This is a genomic window from Streptomyces sp. NBC_01471 (genome assembly GCF_041438865.1).
GTDB lineage: Bacteria > Actinomycetota > Actinomycetes > Streptomycetales > Streptomycetaceae > Streptomyces.
Window position 1 is genome coordinate 1,542,733 of record NZ_CP109450.1, and the last position, 20,650, is coordinate 1,563,382.

At 68.5% G+C, this 20,650-nt stretch carries 18 protein-coding genes and 1 pseudogene; 5 read left to right on the plus strand and 14 right to left on the minus strand.

All coding sequences use genetic code 11. The features are described from left to right. The first annotated feature begins 89 nt into the window (after nt 1-89). Together OG285_RS06810 and OG285_RS06815 are read left to right on the plus strand one after the other, a co-directional pair. Entirely contained in the window at nt 90-1,667 is a 1,578-nt protein-coding gene (locus OG285_RS06810) for an AMP-binding protein (RefSeq protein WP_371793472.1), read from the plus strand. Between the two features lie 51 nt (nt 1,668-1,718). Beyond that, complete coding sequence (locus OG285_RS06815) at nt 1,719-2,627, plus strand: glycosyltransferase family 2 protein (RefSeq protein WP_371790508.1); 909 nt, start codon at nt 1,719-1,721, stop codon at nt 2,625-2,627. Between the two features lie 128 nt (nt 2,628-2,755). Here the strand turns inward: OG285_RS06815 and OG285_RS06820 are convergent, their stop codons facing one another. From OG285_RS06820 to OG285_RS06830, 3 genes are all read right to left on the minus strand, one after another. Next, nucleotides 2,756-2,851 carry a LuxR C-terminal-related transcriptional regulator gene (locus tag OG285_RS06820; protein WP_371793473.1) on the minus strand — a complete coding sequence of 32 codons (96 nt, stop codon included), beginning with the start codon at nt 2,849-2,851 and terminating at the stop codon, nt 2,756-2,758. After that, nucleotides 2,833-2,964, minus strand: coding sequence for a hypothetical protein (locus OG285_RS06825; protein ID WP_371790509.1), 132 nt, complete (start codon nt 2,962-2,964; stop codon nt 2,833-2,835). The genes OG285_RS06820 and OG285_RS06825 overlap by 19 nt, the downstream gene beginning before the upstream one ends. A 356-nt stretch (nt 2,965-3,320) precedes the next feature. Next, on the minus strand, nt 3,321-4,091 hold the full coding sequence (locus tag OG285_RS06830) for a transposase (RefSeq protein WP_371790510.1): 771 nt from the start codon (nt 4,089-4,091) through the stop codon (nt 3,321-3,323). Between the two features lie 293 nt (nt 4,092-4,384). On the opposite strand from OG285_RS06830, the gene OG285_RS06835 reads away from it, so the two are divergent. Then, complete coding sequence (locus tag OG285_RS06835; RefSeq protein WP_371790511.1) at nt 4,385-4,705, plus strand: response regulator transcription factor; 321 nt, start codon at nt 4,385-4,387, stop codon at nt 4,703-4,705. A gap of 72 nt (nt 4,706-4,777) precedes the next feature. Here OG285_RS06835 and OG285_RS06840 read toward each other — a convergent pair. From OG285_RS06840 to OG285_RS06850, 3 genes and pseudogenes are all read right to left on the minus strand, one after another. Continuing rightward, nucleotides 4,778-4,975: pseudogene (locus OG285_RS06840) on the minus strand (transposase); the annotation flags it as partial. Between the two features lie 901 nt (nt 4,976-5,876). After that, complete coding sequence (locus tag OG285_RS06845) at nt 5,877-7,205, minus strand: class I SAM-dependent RNA methyltransferase (protein WP_371790512.1); 1,329 nt, start codon at nt 7,203-7,205, stop codon at nt 5,877-5,879. Nucleotides 7,206-7,337: 132 nt separating this feature from the next. Further along, the gene (locus OG285_RS06850; protein WP_371790513.1) at nt 7,338-9,464 is read right to left on the minus strand and encodes an APC family permease; all 2,127 of its coding nucleotides are present in this window, start codon (nt 9,462-9,464) and stop codon (nt 7,338-7,340) included. A 234-nt stretch (nt 9,465-9,698) separates the two neighbouring features. On the opposite strand from OG285_RS06850, the gene OG285_RS06855 reads away from it, so the two are divergent. Both OG285_RS06855 and OG285_RS06860 read left to right on the plus strand, forming a co-directional pair. Further along, nucleotides 9,699-10,367 carry a TrkA family potassium uptake protein gene (locus tag OG285_RS06855; protein WP_356830107.1) on the plus strand — a complete coding sequence of 223 codons (669 nt, stop codon included), beginning with the start codon at nt 9,699-9,701 and terminating at the stop codon, nt 10,365-10,367. Further along, entirely contained in the window at nt 10,367-11,044 is a 678-nt protein-coding gene (locus OG285_RS06860; RefSeq protein WP_266852181.1) for a TrkA family potassium uptake protein, read from the plus strand. Before OG285_RS06855 ends, OG285_RS06860 begins: the two co-directional genes overlap by 1 nt. A 94-nt stretch (nt 11,045-11,138) precedes the next feature. Here OG285_RS06860 and OG285_RS06865 read toward each other — a convergent pair whose 3' ends face one another. The 8 genes from OG285_RS06865 to kdpF all read right to left on the minus strand — a co-directional run bounded on the left by OG285_RS06865 (nt 11,139) and on the right by kdpF (nt 20,496). Then, a complete protein-coding gene (locus OG285_RS06865) occupies nt 11,139-11,876 on the minus strand; it encodes a DUF3159 domain-containing protein (protein WP_356830105.1) in 738 nt (245 codons plus the stop codon). A gap of 3 nt (nt 11,877-11,879) precedes the next feature. After that, on the minus strand, nt 11,880-12,230 hold the full coding sequence (locus tag OG285_RS06870; RefSeq protein ID WP_327299539.1) for an OB-fold nucleic acid binding domain-containing protein: 351 nt from the start codon (nt 12,228-12,230) through the stop codon (nt 11,880-11,882). 196 nt (nt 12,231-12,426) lie between these two features. Then, the gene (locus OG285_RS06875; protein WP_356830103.1) at nt 12,427-13,125 is read right to left on the minus strand and encodes a response regulator; all 699 of its coding nucleotides are present in this window, start codon (nt 13,123-13,125) and stop codon (nt 12,427-12,429) included. After that, nucleotides 13,122-15,698 (minus strand): ATP-binding protein, encoded by a 2,577-nt coding sequence (locus OG285_RS06880; RefSeq protein ID WP_371790514.1) that lies wholly within the window; start codon nt 15,696-15,698, stop codon nt 13,122-13,124. The genes OG285_RS06875 and OG285_RS06880 overlap by 4 nt, the downstream gene beginning before the upstream one ends. A 264-nt stretch (nt 15,699-15,962) precedes the next feature. After that, nucleotides 15,963-16,628 (minus strand): potassium-transporting ATPase subunit C, encoded by a 666-nt coding sequence (locus OG285_RS06885; protein ID WP_371790515.1) that lies wholly within the window; start codon nt 16,626-16,628, stop codon nt 15,963-15,965. Between the two features lie 5 nt (nt 16,629-16,633). Beyond that, a complete protein-coding gene (kdpB, locus tag OG285_RS06890; RefSeq protein ID WP_356830097.1) occupies nt 16,634-18,730 on the minus strand; it encodes a potassium-transporting ATPase subunit KdpB in 2,097 nt (698 codons plus the stop codon). Continuing rightward, nucleotides 18,727-20,406: a potassium-transporting ATPase subunit KdpA gene (gene kdpA, locus OG285_RS06895; protein ID WP_356830095.1), complete on the minus strand. Its 1,680-nt coding sequence runs from the start codon at nt 20,404-20,406 to the stop codon at nt 18,727-18,729. Before kdpA ends, kdpB begins: the two co-directional genes overlap by 4 nt. A gap of 6 nt (nt 20,407-20,412) precedes the next feature. Continuing rightward, entirely contained in the window at nt 20,413-20,496 is an 84-nt protein-coding gene (kdpF, locus tag OG285_RS06900) for a K(+)-transporting ATPase subunit F (RefSeq protein WP_371793474.1), read from the minus strand. Nucleotides 20,497-20,650: the final 154 nt, after the last annotated feature.

The window sequence follows — 20,650 nt, forward strand, 5'->3', positions numbered from 1 at the left end:
CGCCAGATGACACGGCCTACGACTGGTTGACGCGGGGAGCGCGGTCGCAGCCGTCGGCGATCGCGGTGGCCACCTGGCGGGCCGGAGCAGTGCGCGAGTCGCTCGACTTCACCGCTCTGTCCGCTCTCGTGGAGCGTGCCGCGGCCGCCGTGGCCCGCCACTGCAGACGGCCCGGCGACCGAGTGGTGTTGGCCCTGCCCAACGACATCACCTTCACAGCGGCCCTGCTGGCCTGTATGGCCTCTGGCCTGATCGCGGTACCGGCGCCGGAAGTCACGGCCGAACCGAAGCCGGCAGTGCTCGCCCGCCTGCGCGGCATCGTCGAGGACTGCCGACCGACGCTGGTGATCGTCCGCGCCCGGACGGACGGATGCCGGACTCTCCTCTCCGACTATGACGGCAGGTTCGTCGCCTGGGACGATCTGATACAGTCCGGCGGCCCGCGCGAGAGCCGCCAGGAGGCTGCCGGGCGCTGCGCCGTTGCCCTGCTTCAGTACACGTCCGGCTCGACCGGCAAGCCGAAAGGGGCAATCCTCAGCCACCAGGCAGTGCGCGCCAATTGCCGCCAGGTCGCGCAGGTGTACCAGGAGGGGCCTCATGACACGGCGGTCACCTGGGTGCCGCTCCATCACGACATGGGCCTGGTCACCGGGGTGCTGCGCCCACTGTTCAGCGGCTACACATCGGTGCTGCTGCGACCGCGCGACTTCGTCCGGGCGCCGCTATCCTGGCTGCAGGCATTGACGACCGTGCGCGGAACGTTGTCCAGCGCACCCGACTTCGGCTACGGACTCTGCGTTCGCAGGGTTCCTGTCGAAGACGTGCGACGTCTCGACCTCGGATCCTGGCGGGTGGCCCGCAATGCCGGTGAGACGGTCCGGGCCAACACGGCAGACCGGTTCACCGCGCACTTCTCACCTGCCGGCTTTCGCCCGGAAGCCTTCTGCCCGTCCTACGGGATGGCCGAAGCCACCCTCACCGTCGCCACCGGCACCCCCGACGAACCATCACTGAGGCTGGAGGTCGACCGCGCCGCTCTGCGGAAGGGACGGGTCGTGCCTTCCCCCGCACAGGCGGTCGAGACGCCGTCGGTACTCTTGTCGTCCGGTCGGCCTCTTCCCGGCACCGAGGTGACCGTAGGAGGGCCGCACGACGACCGAACAACGCCTCCGGGGAGGACAGTCGGCCGCATCAGTATTCGCGGACCGCAGATGTTCTCCGGCTACTGGTCGGCCTCCGTGGAGGGGTCCGACTCGGGTACGTGGCACGACACGGGCGACATCGGTTTCATGTACCGCAGGCATCTGTTCGTTGTGGGTCGCGATGACGACACCATCATCCAGAACGGCCGCAACTTCTACGCCGTCGACATTCGCGCGATCTGCGACAGCATCGAGGGGATACGGCCGGGCCGCTGCGTCGTCCTCACGGCCGACGACCACATGCTACAGACACCGGATACGGCACGGATATGCATGGTGGCCGAGGTCTACAGCTCACTTTCCTCGTCCCGGACAGCGCTGGCCAAGGAGGTCCGAAGGCGGCTGGCCGACGAGCTCGAACTCTTCGTACACGACGTCGAGCTGATCTCTCACGGCGAGTTACCGATCACCACGAGCGGCAAACCCCAAATCAACGAGATCAGATCCCGGTTCACGAGCCGGTGAGAACGTGCACTAAAGGAGACGACATTGGGAACTAGGAGCGAGGGCGCAGCAATGCGAAATGAGCCCGAACCGCGGGTACTTGTACCCATACCCTATTTCGGCTGCCTTGACTATCTCCGCAGGGCAGTTGACAGTGTGCTCGCCCAGACTCATACCAACGTCCGGGTGGTCGTCGTCAACGACTGCGACTCTCCTGCGCCTTGGTCACTGCTTTCCGACCTGGACGACCCGCGGCTGTGGCGCGTCGAATATCCCGACAACCGCGGCGCCTACTTCGCGGTGTCCTCAGTTCTCTTCGCCGACGACGCCGACTACCTGCTTATTCAGGACGCGGACGACTGGAGCGAGCCCGAACGCGTTCGCAGTCTGCTGGCTGCGCTACGACGAACCGGGAAGGGTCTGGCGGTATCCGCACAGATGGTGCACTACGCAGAGGGTCGGCATTACAGTGACGGCTCAGCACGTGGCAGCCATGTCGAGGATGCCTCGGCCCGACTCGAACAGCCGGCCACCGAGGACTACTACATGCCCTGCAACCACCACGGCCTTTACCGCACCGACTACCTTCGACGGCTGGGTGGCTACTACGGGGGGTTCAAGTTCTCTTACGACGGGTTGATCATCGCGCTGTCCCACGCTCTCGGGGAGATCACGTACGTCCCGGAAGTGCTCTACAACCGACTGCGGCGCCCCGGCTCGCTGACCACTCAACGCGAAACCGCCAACGGCAGTGCTCGGCGGAACGCGATCGATGAGACCTTGGCCGACTTGTACCGGTCTCTTCTCTCCGCCGTGCGCGCTCAGCCGGGCTCCCCCGACGGGCTGCAATCCATGGTGCTCACACACATGCCGGATCACGAACGGCAAGAACTGGCCTCCTATGCCGAGCAGATCGCCGCCTTCTTGCGGGAGCCGACCACCGCCGTCCTCCGGGTGAGAACCACAGCACAGGTATGGTGAATTCAAGGATCCTCATCATCCTTTGCTTTGTCAGGCGTCTGTCGCAGAGCTTCGAGATCAATGTCCAGGAGTCCCCTCGCAGCGGCAGCGGTGCCGGCACCGGTATGGAAGCGACTTCGGGCATTCAGCTATTGCATGATGTCCGCGATATGACGCATGACGGTCCGCAACGACAGGACCAGCCGACGCGCTATAGCCTCGCCTTTCAGGCCGCTGGTGAGCAGTTGAAGATCATTTCATGCGTCTCCCGCGGTACGACCTCAAGCCCGTTCCCGGACGACGCGGTGTTCGTCGCCCCGGCCGGCGCCGTCGCCGACTGCGATCGCGTCGTGAGCATGCGCGGACTCTGCGACGGGCACGTGATCCGGTGGCGCCACCGCGGCCGCCCGGCGATGGAGGACTTCCTCGCCGATCCCGGGCCACCGGTTCGCGGACGCCAGGACCTGTCGGTCCGCAAGGCCGCCGGATGCCGCTACGGGAACTTCGGCAGAGGCTTGCGCGGCAAGCACTACGACCGGTGGGTGAACGCCGACGAATCGTCCCGGATGACCGCCCATTACGCGCGGATCACCGACCGGACTGTCCGACGACACTGGGAAGCGGCGATGAAGGGCAACATCAAGGGCGAGCACGTCATGCTCGACGCGGACGGGCCGCTCGGTCAGGCCCGGTGGGCCGAGACCCGCTGTGGCGTCACCACCCAGACTCAGCCCAACGGCTACTGCAGGCTGCCCGTCCAGAAGACGTGTCCCCACGCGAATGCCCCGTTGATTGAACAAACCCTACTTGAGCTTTTCGTAAGTTCGGTGGGTGTGGTGGGTGGATGGTCAGGCCGGTATGGGCGAGGAATGACCATGGCAGTCGGGGATTGGTGTTGATGCGGGGGATGCCCTGCCCGGTGGCGTCGGCGACATCGGCGAGGTGGTCGCCGGCGAGGTTGGCGAGTTCACGCTTCTTGAGCTCGGGGGCCCAGGCCCGCATCGCCCGGCTCCAGTGCGCGGACAGGCCGTCCCGGACCAGGACCACTGGCTCGCCGCGGTAGAACACCTTCATCTGCTCCAGGACCTCGATGAGTCCGGCGGTGTCGTGGCTGCCGGGCTTGAAGTGAAAGCACAGGCGCGCCTCGCGACGGGGGTCGGTGGAGTGGTAACCCAAGGCCCCGGCCATCGACGCGCGCTTCCAGTTCTGGCGGTGCCGCAGGAGCGGTGTCCGCCCTCGGGGCGAGCAGGTGCGGCGGATCTGAGGGAGCAGGGAGACGCCTGATTCGTCGAGGAAGACGATCCAGGCACGTTTGTTCACGGCCCCTTTTTTGATGCGCGGCCACTCGTGCGCGATCCAACGGGCGATCTCCGACTCGTCCCGCTCGACCGCCCGCCGCTCGGGCCGTTGCAGGCTCCATCCGAGCCGGCCGGTCAGCAGCCGCCACACCGACGCGTGCCGCCGGGGCCCGCAGCACCTCGTCACGGTGTCAGATCGTGATCAACATGCGATCAATACGCAGGTGAGGCGATGTATTCGGTGCGCTGTCCGGAACGCGCGACCGTGGCCCGCGTATGTCAAGGGCGGCCCCTTCCCGGTAGTCGGCACCTATCGATCTCCCGCTGATCGGGCGTTGATCACGATGGGCGACTATGGGAAGGCACACCGGCGATCGCGTTATGAACTCTATGGACGGTAAGGGATGCTCCGTCCCCTGCACTCTTTGCTGCCATTCAAGTTGGTGAAGGGCCGGGAGACTCTGCGCCGCGGAGATCGCCGTGAACACGGAGGTGCGCACACGGCGGCAGCCTTCGGGCACCGACCGCTTCGCGCAGCCGACAACGAAGGAGATCAATATGAACGGTGCACTCCCGAGGCCCACCGCGGACCTCAGCGCCCGCGAGGCGGAGGTGCTCAGGCACATGGCCCTCGGCAGGACCTACACGGCCATCGCCCGTAGCATGAGCATCTCCCCCCACACGGTCGATGCCTACGTGCGCCGTATCCGACTGAAGACGGGCGTAACCAACAGGGCTCAACTCCTGCTGCTGGCAATCCGTTTGGGCGACGTGAACGTGCACACAACCGGTGATATCTGAGCTTGGTTCCGCCCACAATTTTGGGGGTTCCCAGTGCGATGCCTTGGCGAAGCGGCGCACTCAGACGGTGTCCTACATGGTCAGTTTGAGGAACCGTTTGTAGCAGCAGAGTGCGGCTGCGAGTCCGAGAAAGGCCAGGTAGTTGCCTGGTTTCCGCTCGTATCGGTGGTTGAGCCGGCGGTAGCCGGTCAGCCAGGACATGGTGCGTTCGATGACCCACCTGCGTCGACCGAGCCGCTCGCTGGACCCGATGCCCTTGCGTGCGATGCGGACCCCGATGTGCTTGCCTCAGAGCCATCGCCGCAGGTGAGGGACGTCGTACGCCTTGCCGGCACCTGCGGGTCAGGCCTCGGACCGCCGGACGCCGGTCGAGACGATTGATGCCCTGCCAAGAGCCGTTCGGCGAAGGGGCATTCGGTGTACCCATCGGTGGTGAAGCAGTAGTCCGGTTCCAACTGGCAGTACCAAACACCGTCCAGGCGCCGGAATCTCGTGGGAAACCGTGAACGACCGAGACAGCCCCTGGACTGCCTTCTTGAAGACGGCCGACCTGGCCCGGCCCGAGAAGAAGTCCGAACCGGCGAGAGCTGTCCCCGCCACGGCCTCAGCCGGGCGCAGCAATGTGCGTCGCGGCATGCGCGACGAGAGGGGGAACCATGAGGCTGGGCGGCTTGGCCGGCAGGGTGGCGATCTCCAGCTGGTTGTGGACGAGGGCGGCCCGACGTCCATGCCCTTGGAGCGCTGTGCGCGCGACTCGAGGCCATGCCGCCGGGGCAGGCCCGAACGACGCTGAAGCAGGGATCAGCTGGGCAGCGACCACCGTCGAGCGCCTCGACCCGCTGAGCTCACCGCCCTGGTTGCCCGACGTCCACGAACCGCGAGCCGACGACCTGAGGCCCTTCCTCGGGCACTGGAGCCCTTACGGACCGACCTATGAGCGCCCACTCAGCCAACGTCCGACCCGCGGAACTACAGCATGCAGGAACTCGGCTTAGTTTCCTTCGAGTTCCTGCAGAGACAGCCTGCGGGAACACGCCCTCCACCTGGCACGACCTACAGAATCAGTCAGGTGACATCCCGTCAGAACAAGCCTCATTTGAGCGTCACGAGCGTCAAGATATCGCCCGTAACGCCCACACCGCATATAACGCACACCATCCAGACCCGCAGGTCAGGCAGCCTTCGCGATGGGTTCAAGGATCGCCACGCACTCCACATGATGCGTCATAGGGAACAGATCGAACGCCCGCAGCACCCGCACCCCGTACCCCCCGTCCCGGAAGTACGCCAGGTCCCGGGCCAGTGCCGCCGGGTCGCACGCGACGTACGCGATACGGCGGGCGCCCAGGGATGCCAGGTGCTTGACCGTCTGCTTGCCCGCTCCCGCCCGGGGCGGGTCCAGGACGATCAGGTCGGTCTCGGTGATGCCCGTGCGGGGCAGGGCCGCCTCGACCTTGCCGTGTTCGATGCGGACCCTCGGGAGTTCCTTCAGGTTGTGCCTGGCGTCCTCGCACGCGCGCTTGGAGGACTCGATGCCGAGCACCGCGCCCTGCTCGCCGACCCGTTCGGCGATGGCGCCCGCGAACAGACCGACGCCGCAGTACAGATCGAGCGCCGAGTCGCCCTTGCGGGGCATCAGGCCCTGCATCACGGCCTTCATCAGGGTGTCGGCCGCCTGCGGGTGGACCTGCCAGAAGCCGCCCATGCCGACGCGGTACGTGCGGCCGTCGGCCCGTTCGCGGACGAAGGGGCGGCCGTGGACACGGTGCACCCCGCCGTCGTGCTCCTCGACGCGCAGCACCGAGACGGGCTTGTCGAGCTCGACCAGGGGCAGCCGGCCGCCCGGCTTCGGGGTGAGGACGACCTGGCGGTCGCTGGAGCCGGTCGCCGCGATGGCCTCGACGGACGCCAGCTGCGGCCACTCGCGCTTCTCGATGCCCAGTTCCGTGACGCCCGGCGCCGCGATCATGCAGTGGTCGATCGGCTCGACCTCGTGGGACCGGTGCTTGCGCAGCCCCGCCCTGCCCTGCTCGTCCACCGTGTACTGGACCCGGGTACGCCACGCGGGAACCTCGCCCGCCGGCAGTTTGTCACCGGTCGCGGGCATCACAGTGCCATCCCAGCCCGCCTCCTCCGGGGTCAGGCCCGCCAGACGCTGGAGCTGCTCGGTGATCACCTCACCCTTGAGCCTGCGCTGCGCGCCCGGCTTGGCGTGCTGCCAGTCGCAGCCGCCGCACCGGCCCGGACCCGAGTAGGGGCACGGGGCCTCGACCCGGTCCTTGGATGCCTCGATGATCCGGACGGCGTCGGCCCGCAGGAAGCGTGAGCCCTCCTCGCCGTCGGTCACCCGGGCGACGACCTTCTCGCCGGGCAGGGTGTGCCGTACGAAGAGGACCCGGCCCTCCTCGTTGCGGGCGATGCAGTGGCCGCCGTGCGCGACGGGGCCGACCTCGACCTCGTACTCCTCCCCGACCAGCGATGACGTGGGTTCTGTCTGCATGGCGGGGGGACTCCAGAAGATCAAAAGGGAACAGCCGGACAACGACCCACCAGTCTACGTGGATGCTGCCCGGCCGTTCACCAGTCGGATACCGGGGACAGTGCGGGACCGGCCCGCGATGATCCGATCCGCTCAGCTCTTGCCCTTCGTGTCCTTGGTGTCCTTCGTGCCCTTGGGCCCCTTGGTGCCCTTCGCGCCCTTCGCGCCCTTGGTGGACGATCCCGCGGACTCGTCGTACCGCCTGGTCACCGGCCCGCGGCGGACCGCACCCGGCGCATTCCAGTCGGCCCGCTTCCTGGCCCGCTTCTTCGCGAGTTCCGAGGACTCCAGCTGGTACGGGACCGAGGTGACCATGACACCGGGGGTGAAGAGCAGCCGCCCCTTCAGGCGCAGGGCGCTCTGGTTGTGCAGGACGTGCTCGTACCAGTGACCCACCACGTACTCGGGGATGTAGATGGAGACCACGTCCCGCGGGCTCTCGCGCCGCAGGCCCCGCACGTACTCGATGATCGGCCGGGTGATCTCGCGGTAGGGAGAGTCGAGGATCTTCAGCGGCACGTTGATGCCGCGCCGCTCCCAGTCCTCCCTGAGCGCCTTCGTCTCGGCCGGGTCCACGCCGATGGAGAGCGCCTCCAGATGGTCCGAGCGCATCAGCTTCGCGTAGCCGAGCGCGCGCAGCGTCGGCTTGTGGACCTTGGAGACCAGCACGATCGAGTGGACGCGGGACGGGCGCAGGCTGTCCTCGGACGGCTCGTCCGGTGCCGCGATCTCGTCGGCCACCCGGTCGTAGTGCTTGCGGATCGCCGTCATGGTCCCGAAGAAGATCACCATGCCGAGCAGGGCGACCCAGGCACCGTGGGTGAACTTGGTGGCCAGGACGACGACCAGCACCAGACCGGTGAAGAAGGCACCGAAGGTGTTGATCGCGCGCGAACGGATCATGTGGCGGCGCTTGTTCGGGTCCTTCTCGGTCGCCAGGTGGCGGTTCCAGTGCCGGACCATGCCGGTCTGGCTGAGCGTGAAGGAGACGAACACGCCGACGATGTACAGCTGGATCAGCCGCGTCGAGTCGGCGCCGTAGATCACCACGAGCAGGATGGCCGCACCGGCCAGCAGCACGATGCCGTTGGAGAAGGCCAGCCGGTCGCCGCGGGTGTGCAGCTGGCGCGGCAGGTAGCGGTCCTGGGCGAGGATCGAGCCGAGCAGCGGGAAGCCGTTGTACGCGGTGTTGGCAGCCAGGAAGAGGACCAGCGCGGTCGCTGCGGCGAGGACCACGAACAAGAAGGTGCCGTTGCCGAACACGGCGGCGGCCACCTGCGAGATCACCGGGTCCTGGTTGTAGCCGGCCCCCACCGGGACTCCGTGGCTGAGCAGATCGGTGCCGGGGTTGGACGCCATCCGCACCTTGGTGACCATGGCGAGGGCGATGATCCCGCAGAACATCGTGACGGCCAGGACGCCCATCAGTGCCAGCGTGGACGCGGCGTTCTTGCTCTTCGGCTTGCGGAAGGCCGGTACGCCGTTGCTGATCGCCTCGACTCCGGTGAGCGCCGCACAGCCGGAGGAGAAGGCCCGCAGCAGCAGGAAGACCATGGCGAAGCCGCCCAGGCCGCCCCGCTCCGCGTGGATCGTGAAGCCCGCGGTCGGGGCCTTCATCGTGTCGCCGAGCACCAGACCGCGGAAGGCGCCCCACGCGATCATGATGAAGACGCCCGCGACGAAGACGTACGTGGGAATGGCGAAAAGCTTCCCCGATTCCTTCACACCGCGCAGGTTCATCAGGGTCAGCAGAACGATGGTGCCGACGGCACAGAGCACCTTGTGCTCGACGACGAAGGGGATCGCCGAGCCGAGGTTCTCGACGCCGGATGCGATCGACACCGCCACGGTGAGTACGTAGTCGACGAGCAGGGCGCTGGCCACGGTCAGCCCGGCCTTCGGCCCGAGGTTGGTGGTCGCGACCTCGTAGTCACCGCCGCCGCTGGGGTAGGCGTGCACGTTCTGCCGGTAGGACGCCACCACGGTGAACATCAGTACTACGACGGCAACCGCGATCCACGGGCTGAAGTGGTAGGCCGACACACCCGCGACGGAGAGGACGAGCAGCACTTCTCCCGGGGCATACGCCACCGAGGACAGGGGGTCGGAGGCGAAGACGGGAAGCGCGATGCGTTTGGGGAGAAGGGTCTCGCCCAGCTTGTCGCTGCGCAGCGCCCGGCCGATCAGGATGCGTTTGGGCACGTCGGTCAGTTTGGACACGGTGAGGATCGTAAGCGGTCCATATAGAGAGCGCGCACCCCCCACCCCCTCATCACCACGGACTCATCACGACGGAATCCCCCCTTCCCCCTCGGAGGCCGCCCGTACAGGCGCCGACCCGCACCGTGCGTGTGTAGCTTTGCCGCTTGTCTGAGAGTCTTTATTCCTTGGCCGGGGCCATTTTCCGGTGGAACAGTTATGACCGAAAATTTACGGACGTGTGGAAGGACGGTCGTGCACATCGTCATCATGGGCTGCGGGCGAGTGGGAGCCGCTCTCGCGCAGACCCTGGAACAGCAGGGGCACACGGTCGCAGTCATCGACCAGGACCCCACGGCCTTCCGCCGTCTGGGCGCCGGGTTCGGCGGCCGCCGGGTCACCGGAGTCGGTTTCGACCAGGACACCCTCCGTGAGGCGGGCGTCGAGGAGGCCGGTGCGTTCGCCGCGGTGAGCAGCGGGGACAACTCGAACATCATCGCGGCGCGGGTCGCCCGCGAGATGTTCGGGATCGAGAACGTCGCAGCCCGCATCTACGACCCCCGCCGTGCCGAGGTCTACCAGCGCCTGGGCATCCCGACCGTCGCGACGGTCCGCTGGACCGCCGACCAGATGCTGCGGCGGCTGCTGCCGTCCGGCGCCGAACCGCTGTGGCGCGACCCGAGCGGGGGTGTGCAGCTCGCCGAGGTACACACGTCGGCTGCGTGGATCGGCCGCAGGATCAGCCAGCTCCAGGAGGAGACGGGCGTGCGCGTCGCGTTTCTCACACGTCTGGGGGAGGCGACGCTGCCCACGTCCCGGACCGTGCTCCAGGAAGGTGATCTGGTCCACGTCATGATGCACACGACCGAGGTCGAAAAGGTCGAGGCAGCCTTCGCCCGAGGCCCCGAGGAGGGCGGTCACTGATGCGTGTGGCTATTGCCGGGGCCGGCGCGGTGGGACGTTCCATCGCGGGCGAGCTCCTGGAGAACGGGCACGAGGTCCTGCTCGTCGACAAGGCTCCCACCGCCATCTCGGTGGAGCGGGTGCCACTGGCCGAGTGGCTGCTCGCGGACGCCTGCGAGATCACCTCGCTGGACGAGGCGGCGCTGCAGCGGTGCAACGTGGTGATCGCGGCGACCGGTGACGACAAGGTCAATCTGGTGGTCTCGCTGCTCGCCAAGACGGAGTACGGGGTACCGCGGGTCGTGGCCCGGGTGAACAACCCGAAGAACGAGTGGCTGTTCAACGAGTCCTGGGGAGTCGATGTCGCGGTCTCCACGCCGCGGCTGATGTCGGCGCTGGTCGAGGAGGCGGTGAGTGTCGGCGACCTCGTACGGCTGCTGCGCTTCAGCCACGGTGACGCCAACCTCGTCGAGCTGACGCTGCCGCCCGAGTCGGCGCTGGCCGGTACCCAGGTCAGTGACGTGGCGTGGCCCGAGGACACCTCGCTGGTCACCATCATCCGCGGCACGCGCGTCCTGACGCCGAGCCCGGAGGAGACCCTGGAGGCGGGCGACGAGCTGCTGTTCGTGGCCGCGCAGGCGCGCGAGGAGCAGCTGGAGGACCTGCTGTCGGTACGCCGGGAGGGCGCGGCCGGGTAGCCGCTCCGGACGGAGAGAACGAGAACGCCGTACCGGAACCTGCCGGTACGGCGTTCTTTCTGTGCGGTCGGGCAGAGGGCGGTGTGCGGGCCGGTTATGCCTCGCCGCGCTGTGCCTCGGCGGCGGCCGCCTTGCGGTCCTTCTCGGCCTTCTCCTCGGCCTCCATCTCCGCGAACACGTCGATGGGCGGGGGCGCCTTCGCCAGGAACACCCAGGTGAGGTAGACCGCGAGCAGGAACGGAGGGATCTTCAGCGCGATCAGCACCCAGCCGAACTGCGTGGTGTCGGCCCACCAGTACAGCGGGAAGAGGATCGCGCACTTGGCGAGGAGGATCAGCCCCCAGGCCCAACTCGACTTCGCGTACGCCGACTTACGGCCGGGGTTACGGGTGCGCCAGGAGAGGTTCTCCTTGAAGACCGGCCCGAGGATCACCCCGATCAGCGGGAAGCCCGCCGCCGCCGTGACGAGGTAGGCGAGCGCCAGGCCCAGCGTGTAGAGCATGCCCGGCAGGTAGAAGTCCTTGGCGTTGCCGGTCATCATCGCGAAGACCACACCGAACGCGACGCCGAAGACACCGCTGAAGGCGTGCTTGACGGTGTCCCTGCGGACCAGCCGCACCACGACGAGCACCAGGGAGACCGCGACGGCGGCGATCGCGGAGGTCTTCAGGTCCTTGTTGATCGTGAAGATCGTCACGAACAGCAGGCCCGGGAGCACGGTCTCCACCATGCCCCGTACCCCGCCGAAGGCTTCGAAGAGGGCTGCCTCCGTGACGGCTCTGGCAGCAGCGGTTTCCTGGTCGGTTGTGGTCGGCTTGTCGAGAGACGTCACCGGCTACTCCTGTCCGAGCGGTCGCAGTTCGTATTTGGGGTTGAACAGCACCCGCCGGCCGTGGCTCATGGAGATCCGGCCGGAGGCGATCAGCTTGCGGCCGGGCTCTATGCCGACGATCGAGCGCCGCCCCAGCCACACCACGTCCAGCGGGGCCGTGCCGTCGAACAGCTCGGCCTCCAGGGCGGGCACACCGGCCCGGGGACGCAGGGTGACCGTGCGCAAGGTACCAGTCACCTTGACGATCTGGCGGTCGGTGCACTCGGAGATCCGGGTGCATCCCGTGGCCTGCGAGTCCTCCTGCAGCTCCGCGGAGTGCAGATCCTCCTGCGAGGTCGACAGCCGGTCGATCATCCGGCGGAAGCGGCCGGTCGGCTTAACACTCATAGGTGAAGGGTACCGGGGCCCCGGTACCTGCCGCCCCCGCTGGTCCCGCCCACACGGACCCCTCTGGACCCCCTCCCCTGCCGGCCCCTCCGGCACCGGCCCGGCCGGCCGTACCGCCCCTTCTCTCCGTGAGCGCGCGGACTCCGTCAGTGCGCGGACTCCGTCAGTGCTCGAAGCGGTACCCCATGCCGGGCTCGGTGACGAAGTGCCTGGGGTGCGAGGGGTCGGCCTCCAGCTTGCGGCGCAGCTGGGCCATGTAGACGCGCAGGTAGTTGGTCTCCGTGCCGTACGAGGGGCCCCAGACCTCCTGGAGCAGCTGTTTCTGGCTGACCAGCCGGCCGGTGTTCCGTACGAGCACCTCCAGGAGGTGCCACTCGGTGGGCGTCAGACGTACGTCACGGCCCGCGCGCTGCACCTTCTTGGCCGCCAGGTCGACCGTGAACTCCGCGGTCTCCACCAGTGAGACGTCCCCGCCGCCCGCGCCGGAGTCCGGCCCGACGGGCTCGGCCCTGCGGACCGCGGCGCGCAGCCGGGCCAGCAGCTCGTCCATGCCGAAGGGCTTGGTGACGTAGTCGTCGGCGCCCGCGTCCAGTGCCTCGACCTTCTCGTCCGAGGTGTGCCGTGCGGAGAGCACCAGGACCGGCACCCGGGTCCAGCCGCGCAGGCCCTTGATGACCTCCACGCCGTCCATGTCGGGCAGCCCGAGGTCCAGGAGGACCACGTCGGGGTGGCGGGCGGCGGCCAGCCGGAGTGCGGTGGCCCCGTCCTGGGCGGCGTCCACCTCGTACTTGCGTGCCTTCAGGTTGATCACAAGGGCGCGCACAATCTGCGGATCGTCCTCGACCACGAGCACCCGGGTCATAGCTGGTTCTGCCTTTCTGCCGATGGGGTGGCCGGAGTGGAACCGGACGGCGGTGCGGAGTCCGCGCCTGCCGGTCCCGCGGCCGCTCTCAGGGTGAGGACCATGGTCATGCCGCCGCCGGGGGTGTCCTCGGCGCCGAGCGTGCCGCCCATGGCCTCGGCGAAGCCGCGGGCGACCGCGAGTCCGAGTCCGACGCCCACGCCGCGCGGGGCGTCGCCGAGGCGCTGGAAGGGTTCGAAGATGCGTTCCTTGGCCTCGTCGGGGACACCGGGCCCCCGGTCGGCGACGCGCAGCTCCACGCGGTCGCCCAGCGCGCTGGCGGCCACGGTGACGGGCACATCACCGGGGTTGTACTTGACGGCGTTCTCGACGATGTTGGCGACGGCCCGCTCCAGCAGTCCCGGGTCGACGGCCACCATGGGCAGCGTCTCCGGGATGTCCAGCTCGGCGCTGCCCTCGGGAACACCGCCCAGCGCCATCGGGACGACCTCGTCCAGGTCGATCTCACGGATGAGCGGGGTGACGGTGCCGGTCTGGAGCCGCGAGACGTCCAGGAGGTTGCCGACGAGGTGGTCGAGGCGGTCCGCCCCGTCCTCGATGCCCGCGAGCAGCTCGGCCTCGTCCGCGTCGGACCAGGAGACGTCGTCGGAGCGCAGCGAGCTGACGGCCGCCTTGATGGCGGCGAGCGGGGTCCGCAGATCGTGGCTGACGGCGGCCAGCAGCGCCGTACGGATGCGGTTGCCCTCGGCCAGCCTGCGGGCCTCCTCGGCCTCGCCGACGAGGCGCTGGCGGTCCAGTACGACGGCGGCCTGGGCGGCGAAGGCGCCGAGGACCCGGCGGTCCTCCGCGGGCAGCACCCGGCCGGTGAGCGCCATCGCCATGTGGTCGCCGATCGGCATGTCCACGTCCGCGTCCTCGGGGCGGGCGAGCGGCCGGGGACCGACGCTGCCCACGCAGACCCACGGGTCGACGTCGCTCTTCCGTTCGAGGAGTGCCACGGACTCCATGGCGAACGTCTCCCTCACCCGTTCGAGCAGGGCGTCCAGCGTGGTCTCGCCGCGCAGGACGCTGCCCGCCAGGAAGGAGAGGATCTCCGACTCGGCGCGCAGCCTGGCCGCCTGGTGGGTACGGCGGGCTGCCTGGTCCACCACGGACGCCACCGCGACGGCCACCGACACGAAGATCACGATGGCGACGATGTTCTTGGAGTTCGAGATGGTCAGCAGATGCAGCGGTGGCGCGAAGTAGTAGTTCAGCAGCAGCGAGCCGAAGGCCGCCGACGCGAGAGCCGGCAGCAGACCGCCCAGCAGCGCGGCGGCCACCGTCAGCGACAGGAAGAGCAGCATGTCGTTGGCGAGGCCGAGCTCGGCGTCGACATTGGTCAGCAGCACGGTGAGGACCGCGGGTCCGACCACTCCGGCCAGCCAGCCCCAGATGATCCGCACACGGCCCAGGCGCGCCCCGCGCGCGACCGGCAGTCCGCGCCCCTTGGCGACCTCCTCGTGCGTGACGATGTGGACGTCCAGGTCGGGCCCGGAATCCCGGGCCACGGTCTGTCCGACGCCGGGACCGAAGATGTACTGCCAGGTCTTGCGGCGGCTGGAGCCGAGCACGATCTGGGTGGCGTTCACCCCGCGGGCGAACTCCAGCAGCGCGGAGGGAACGTCCTCGCCTATGACGTGGTGGAAGGTGCCGCCCAGGTCCTCGACCAGCGTCCGCTGGAATGCCAGTTCCTTGGGCGAGGCGGAGGTCAGGCCGTCACTCCTGGCGATGTACACGGCGAGGATCTCGCTGCCCGACCCCTTGGCGGCCATCCTGGCCGCGCGGCGGATGAGCGTACGGCCCTCGGGGCCGCCGGTGAGCCCCACCACGATGCGCTCGCGGGCCTGCCAGGTGGACCGGATGTTGTGCTCGCCGCGGTACTGCTGAAGGTACTCGTCCACCCGGTCGGCCACCCAGAGCAGCGCGAGCTCGCGCAGGGCGGTGAGATTGCCGGGGCGGAAGTAGTTGGAGAGGGCGGCGTCGACCTTGTCGGGTTTGTAGATGTTGCCGTGGGCCATCCGGCGGCGCAGCGACTGGGGCGACATGTCGACCAGTTCGAGCTGGTCCGCCCGGCGGACCACCTCGTCGGGGACGGTCTCGCGCTGGGCGACGCCCGTTATCGACTCCACGACGTCGCCCAGCGACTCCAGATGCTGGATGTTGACGGCCGAGACGACGTCGATGCCCGCCTTGAGCAGCTCTTCCACGTCCTGCCAGCGCTTGGTGTTGCGCGAGCCCGGGACATTGGTATGGGCCAGCTCGTCGACCAGGGCGACGGCGGGCGCGCGTTCCAGGACCGCGTCCACGTCCATCTCGGTGAAGACGCCGCCGCGGTAGGCGATCTCACGGCGCTGGATCTGCTCCAGGCCGTGCATCATCACCTCGGTGCGCGGCCGGTCGTGGTGCTCGACGAAGGCGACGACGCAGTCGGTTCCGCGCTCCACCCGGCGGTGGGCCTCGGACAGCATCGCGTACGTCTTCCCGACGCCCGGTGCCGCGCCGAGGAATATTCGAAGCTTGCCTCGTGCCATGGCCCCATTGTCTTTCGGAGAACAGCTGAGTACTCTCCGTCGACCTTACGGCCAGGGATTCCGGCATAACGGACGGGGGGCCGCCCGCGCGGGTGTCTTGACGGGATCCTGATGGGCTGCGGCGGGCCCCGGTCCGCCCTGGTCAGGCGGGGCCGACCGGGTGTCCGGGGGCCATCCGGGTGACCGGGACAGGACGCGGCCCGGCGGCCCGCGACGGTCCGGACGTCCGGAACCGTCTCGCGCCGCCGGGCAGTTGGCCGCCGGTCAGCCTTCGACCAGCTGCTTCAGTGCCACGTTGAGCTCCAGGACGTTGACGCGGGGCTCCCCCGCGAAGCCGAGCATCCGGCCGGTGGTGTGGTCGGCGACCAGCCGGTCGACCCGCGCCACCGTGAGGTGGTTGCGCTCGGCGATCCGGTGCACCTGGAGCTTCGCGTACTGCGGGGAGATGTCCGGGTCGAGACCGGAGCCGGACGAGGTGACGGCGTCGGCCGGCACGTCGGACGGCCGCACCCGGTAACCGGCGGTCGAGTTGTCCTTGATCACGGCGGACTTGGCGTCCTTCACCCACTTGATCAGTTCGGCGTTGTCCCCGGACCGGTTGGTCGCGCCGGACACCAGCAGCTTGTACTGGGTGTTGACGCTGTTGGTGCCCAGACCGTTGGAGGGGCGCGGCTGGAACCACCTGAGGTCGGGTGCCGGGGTCTGCTGCCCCTTCTTCAGCGGCAGGGTGTAGCTCTGCCCGATGAGGGAGGAGCCGACGACCTTGCCGCCGGAGGTGATCTCCGAGCCGTTGGCCTGGTGGCCCATGACGGCCTGGGCGACGCCGGTGACGGCGAGCGGGTAGATCACACCGCAGACGACGGTGAGGACGAGAAGGGCGCGCAGACCGGCCCAGAGCAGCCGGCCCGTTCCGCTCACGGAGTTGTTCATGATGGTCACCCGATACCCGGTATGAGGGAGATGAGCAGATCGATGATCTTGATGCCGATGAAGGGTGCGACCAGGCCGCCGAGACCGTAGATCCCGAGATTGCGGCGGAGCATCCGGTCGGCGCCGGTCGGCTTGTACCGCACGCCCTTCAGCGCCAGCGGCACCAGCGCGACGATGATCAGCGCGTTGAAGACGACGGCCGAGAGGATCGCGGTCTCGGGCGACGACAGGCGCATGATGTTGAGCTTGTCGAGGCTCGGGTACGCCACCGCGAACATCGCGGGGATGATCGCGAAGTACTTGGCGACGTCGTTGGCGATCGAGAACGTCGTCAGCGCGCCCCGGGTGATGAGCAGTTGCTTGCCGATCTCGACGATCTCGATCAGCTTGGTGGGGTTGGAGTCCAGGTCCACCATGTTCCCGGCCTCCTTGGCGGCCGAGGTTCCGGTGTTCATGGCCACCCCGACGTCCGCCTGGGCCAGCGCGGGGGCGTCGTTCGTCCCGTCACCGGTCATCGCCACGAGCTTGCCGCCGGCCTGCTCACGCTTGATCAGCGCCATCTTGTCCTCGGGGGTGGCCTCGGCGAGGAAGTCGTCGACACCTGCCTCCTGGGCGATGGCCCGGGCGGTCAGCGGGTTGTCGCCCGTGATCATGACGGTCTTGATGCCCATCCGGCGCAGCTCGTCGAACCGCTCCCGCATGCCTTCCTTGACGACGTCCTTGAGGTGGATGACGCCGAGCACCCGGGCGCCTTCCCCGTCCTCGACGGCGACGAGCAGCGGGGTGCCGCCCGCCTCCGAGATCGCGTCGGTGAGCGTCTGCGCGTCCTCGGAGACCCGGCCGCCGTTCTCCCGGACCCAGGCCACCACGGAGCCGCTCGCGCCCTTGCGGATCCGGCGCCCGCCGGTGTCCACACCCGACATCCGGGTCTGGGCGGTGAAGGAGATCCAGTCGGCCCCGGTCAGCTCGCCCCGGCTGCGCTCGCGCAGCCCGTACTTCTCCTTGGCGAGTACGACGACCGAGCGGCCCTCCGGCGTCTCGTCGGCCAGCGAGGAGAGCTGCGCCGCATCGGCGAGCACGGCCTCGGTGACACCCCTGACGGGGACGAACGCGGCGGCCTGCCGGTTGCCGAGCGTGATGGTGCCGGTCTTGTCGAGCAGCAGGGTCGACACATCGCCCGCGGCCTCGACCGCGCGTCCGGACATGGCCAGCACATTGCGCTGGACGAGCCGGTCCATGCCCGCGATACCGATCGCGGAGAGCAGGGCCCCGATGGTGGTCGGGATCAGGCAGACCAGCAGCGCGGTGAGCACGATCATCGACTGCTTCGCACCGGCGTACGTCGCGAACGGCTGGAGGGTCACGACCGCCAGCAGGAAGACGATGGTGAGTGAGGCGAGCAGGATGTTCAGCGCGATCTCGTTGGGCGTCTTCTGCCGGGCGGCGCCCTCCACCAGCCTGATCATCCGGTCGATGAAGGTCTCGCCGGGCTTCGTCATGATCTTGACGACGATCCGGTCGGACAGCACCTTCGTACCGCCGGTGACGGCCGACCGGTCACCGCCCGACTCCCTGATGACGGGGGCCGATTCACCGGTGATGGCGGACTCGTCGACCGAGGCCACCCCTTCGACGACGTCGCCGTCCCCGGGGATGGTGTCACCGGCCTCGCAGACCACCAGATCGCCGATGCGCAGCGCGGCGCCCGGCACCTGCGCCTCCACTGCTCCGTCGAGGCGCCGGGCGACGGTGTCGCTCTTGGCCTTGCGGAGCGTGTCGGCCTGGGCCTTGCCGCGGCCCTCGGCGACCGCCTCCGCCAGATTGGCGAAGACCGTGGTCAGCCAGAGCCAGCCGGTGATGGCCCAGCCGAACCAGTCGCCGGGGTCCTTGAGGGCGAACCCGGTGGTGACGACGGAGCCGACCTCGACCACGAACATCACGGGCGACTTGACCATGATCCGCGGGTCGAGTTTGCGCAGCGCGTCGGGGAAGGACCTGAGCAGCTGCCGGGGGTCGAAAAGACCGCCGCCGACGCGGCCTTCGGACTTCGGGTCCTGCGGTGCGTCCTGGTGGGGGACGCGGGCCGGGGTGAGGGTACTCATGACGCCAGCCCTTCAGCGAGCGGGCCCAGCGCGAGCGCCGGGAAGTAGGTCAGACCAGCGATGATCATGATCGTGCCGACCAGGAGCCCGGCGAAGAGCGGCTTGTCGGTACGGAGGGTCCCGGAGGTCTCGGGGATCTGGCGCTGCTCGGCGAGCGAACCCGCGAGCGCCAGGACGAACACCATCGGCACGAACCGGCCGAGCAGCATGGCGAGCCCGATGGTGGTGTTGAACCACTGGGTGTCGGCGCCGAGTCCGGCGAAGGCCGAACCGTTGTTGTTGGCGCCGGACGTATAGGCGTAGAGGATCTCCGAGAAGCCGTGCGCCCCGGAGTTGGTCATCGAGTGGCCGGGGGTCGGGAGCGCCATCGCGGCCGCGGTGAAGCAGAGCACCAGTGCCGGGGTGACGAGGATGTAGCAGGCCGCGAACTTGATCTCGCGGACGCCGATCTTCTTGCCCAGGTACTCGGGCGTGCGGCCGACCATCAGGCCCGCGATGAACACCGCGATGACCGCCATGATCAGCATGCCGTAGAGGCCGGAGCCGACGCCGCCCGGCGCGATCTCACCGAGCTGCATGCCGAGCATCGTGATGCCGCCGCCGAAGCCGGTGAACGACGAGTGGAAGGAGTTGACCGCGCCCGTCGAGGTGAGCGTGGTCGCCACCGAGAAGATCGACGAGCCGCCGATCCCGAAGCGGGTCTCCTTGCCCTCCATGGCGCCGCCCGCGAGGTCGAAGGCGGGGCCGCCGTGGTGGAACTCGGTCCACATCATCAGGGCGGTGAAGGCGATCCAGATGGTCACCATCGTCGCCAGGATCGCGTAGCCCTGTTTGAGGGAGCCCGCCATGCGGCCGAAGGTGCGCGTCATCGCGAAGGGGATGACCAGGATCAGGAAGACCTCCAGGAGGTTGGAGAGGCCGTTCGGATTCTCGAAGGGGTGGGCGGAGTTGGCGTTGAAGTAGCCGCCGCCGTTGGTGCCCAGCTCCTTGATGGCCTCCTGCGAGGCGACAGCGCCGCCGTTCCACTGCTGCGATCCGCCGCCGAACTGGCCCACCTCGTGGATCCCCGCGAAGTTCTGGATGGCGCCGCACGCCACCAGGACCAGTGCGCCGACGACGGCGATGGGGATCAGGATGCGGACGGTGCCGCGGACCAGGTCGGCCCAGAAGTTGCCCAGTTCACCCCCGCCGGACGCGGTGGTGCGGGAGCGGGCGAAGCCCCGTACGAGAGCGATCGCGACGGCCATGCCGACGGCGGCCGAGACGAAGTTCTGCACCGCGAGGCCACCGGTCTGCACGACGTGGCCCATGGCCTGCTCGCCCGAGTACGACTGCCAGTTGGTGTTGGCGACGAAGGAGGCAGCGGTGTTGAACGCCTGGTCCGGGTCGATCGACCGGAAGCCCAGCGAGCCGGGCAGCCCGCCCTGCACCCGCTGGAGCAGATAGAGGAAGAGGATGCTCACCAGGGAGAAGGCGAGGACCCCGCGGAGGTACGCCGGCCAGCGCATCGCGGAGTCGGGGTTGGCGCCGATGGCCTTGTAGATCCACTTCTCGACCCGCAGATGCCGGTCGGACGAGTAGACGCGGGCCATGAAGTCGCCGAGCGGCCGGTAGACCAGACCAAGCGCCACGATGAGCGCGAGCATCTGGAGCACACCGGCGAGGAGGGGGCTCATCAGGTCTCAGAACCTCTCCGGGTGGATGAGGGCGAGGACGAGGTAGCCCAGCAGGGCGACGGCCACCACGAGGCCGATCACCGCTTCCACGGCAGAACCGGTCACAGCTTCGACACCCCCTTGGCGATGAGCGCCACCAGCGCGAAAACCGCGACCATGGTGACGACGAAGGCCACATCGGCCATCGTGAGCTCCTGAAACAGTTCGAGGATTCGAAAGAACGGACTCCCTGAGCAAACCCCCT

Coding starts and splice junctions, on each gene's coding strand:
- OG285_RS06815 (WP_371790508.1), top strand. CDS start 1,719: ATGCGAAATGAGCCCGAACCGCGGGTACTTGTACCCATACCCTATTTC.
- OG285_RS06825 (WP_371790509.1), bottom strand. CDS start 2,964: ATGCTCACGACGCGATCGCAGTCGGCGACGGCGCCGGCCGGGGCGACG.
- OG285_RS06845 (WP_371790512.1), bottom strand. CDS start 7,205: ATGCAGACAGAACCCACGTCATCGCTGGTCGGGGAGGAGTACGAGGTC.
- OG285_RS06860 (WP_266852181.1), top strand. CDS start 10,367: ATGCGTGTGGCTATTGCCGGGGCCGGCGCGGTGGGACGTTCCATCGCG.
- OG285_RS06870 (WP_327299539.1), bottom strand. CDS start 12,230: ATGATCGACCGGCTGTCGACCTCGCAGGAGGATCTGCACTCCGCGGAG.
- OG285_RS06875 (WP_356830103.1), bottom strand. CDS start 13,125: ATGACCCGGGTGCTCGTGGTCGAGGACGATCCGCAGATTGTGCGCGCC.
- OG285_RS06880 (WP_371790514.1), bottom strand. CDS start 15,698: ATGGCACGAGGCAAGCTTCGAATATTCCTCGGCGCGGCACCGGGCGTC.
- OG285_RS06885 (WP_371790515.1), bottom strand. CDS start 16,628: ATGAACAACTCCGTGAGCGGAACGGGCCGGCTGCTCTGGGCCGGTCTG.
- kdpB (WP_356830097.1), bottom strand. CDS start 18,730: ATGAGTACCCTCACCCCGGCCCGCGTCCCCCACCAGGACGCACCGCAG.
- kdpA (WP_356830095.1), bottom strand. CDS start 20,406: ATGAGCCCCCTCCTCGCCGGTGTGCTCCAGATGCTCGCGCTCATCGTG.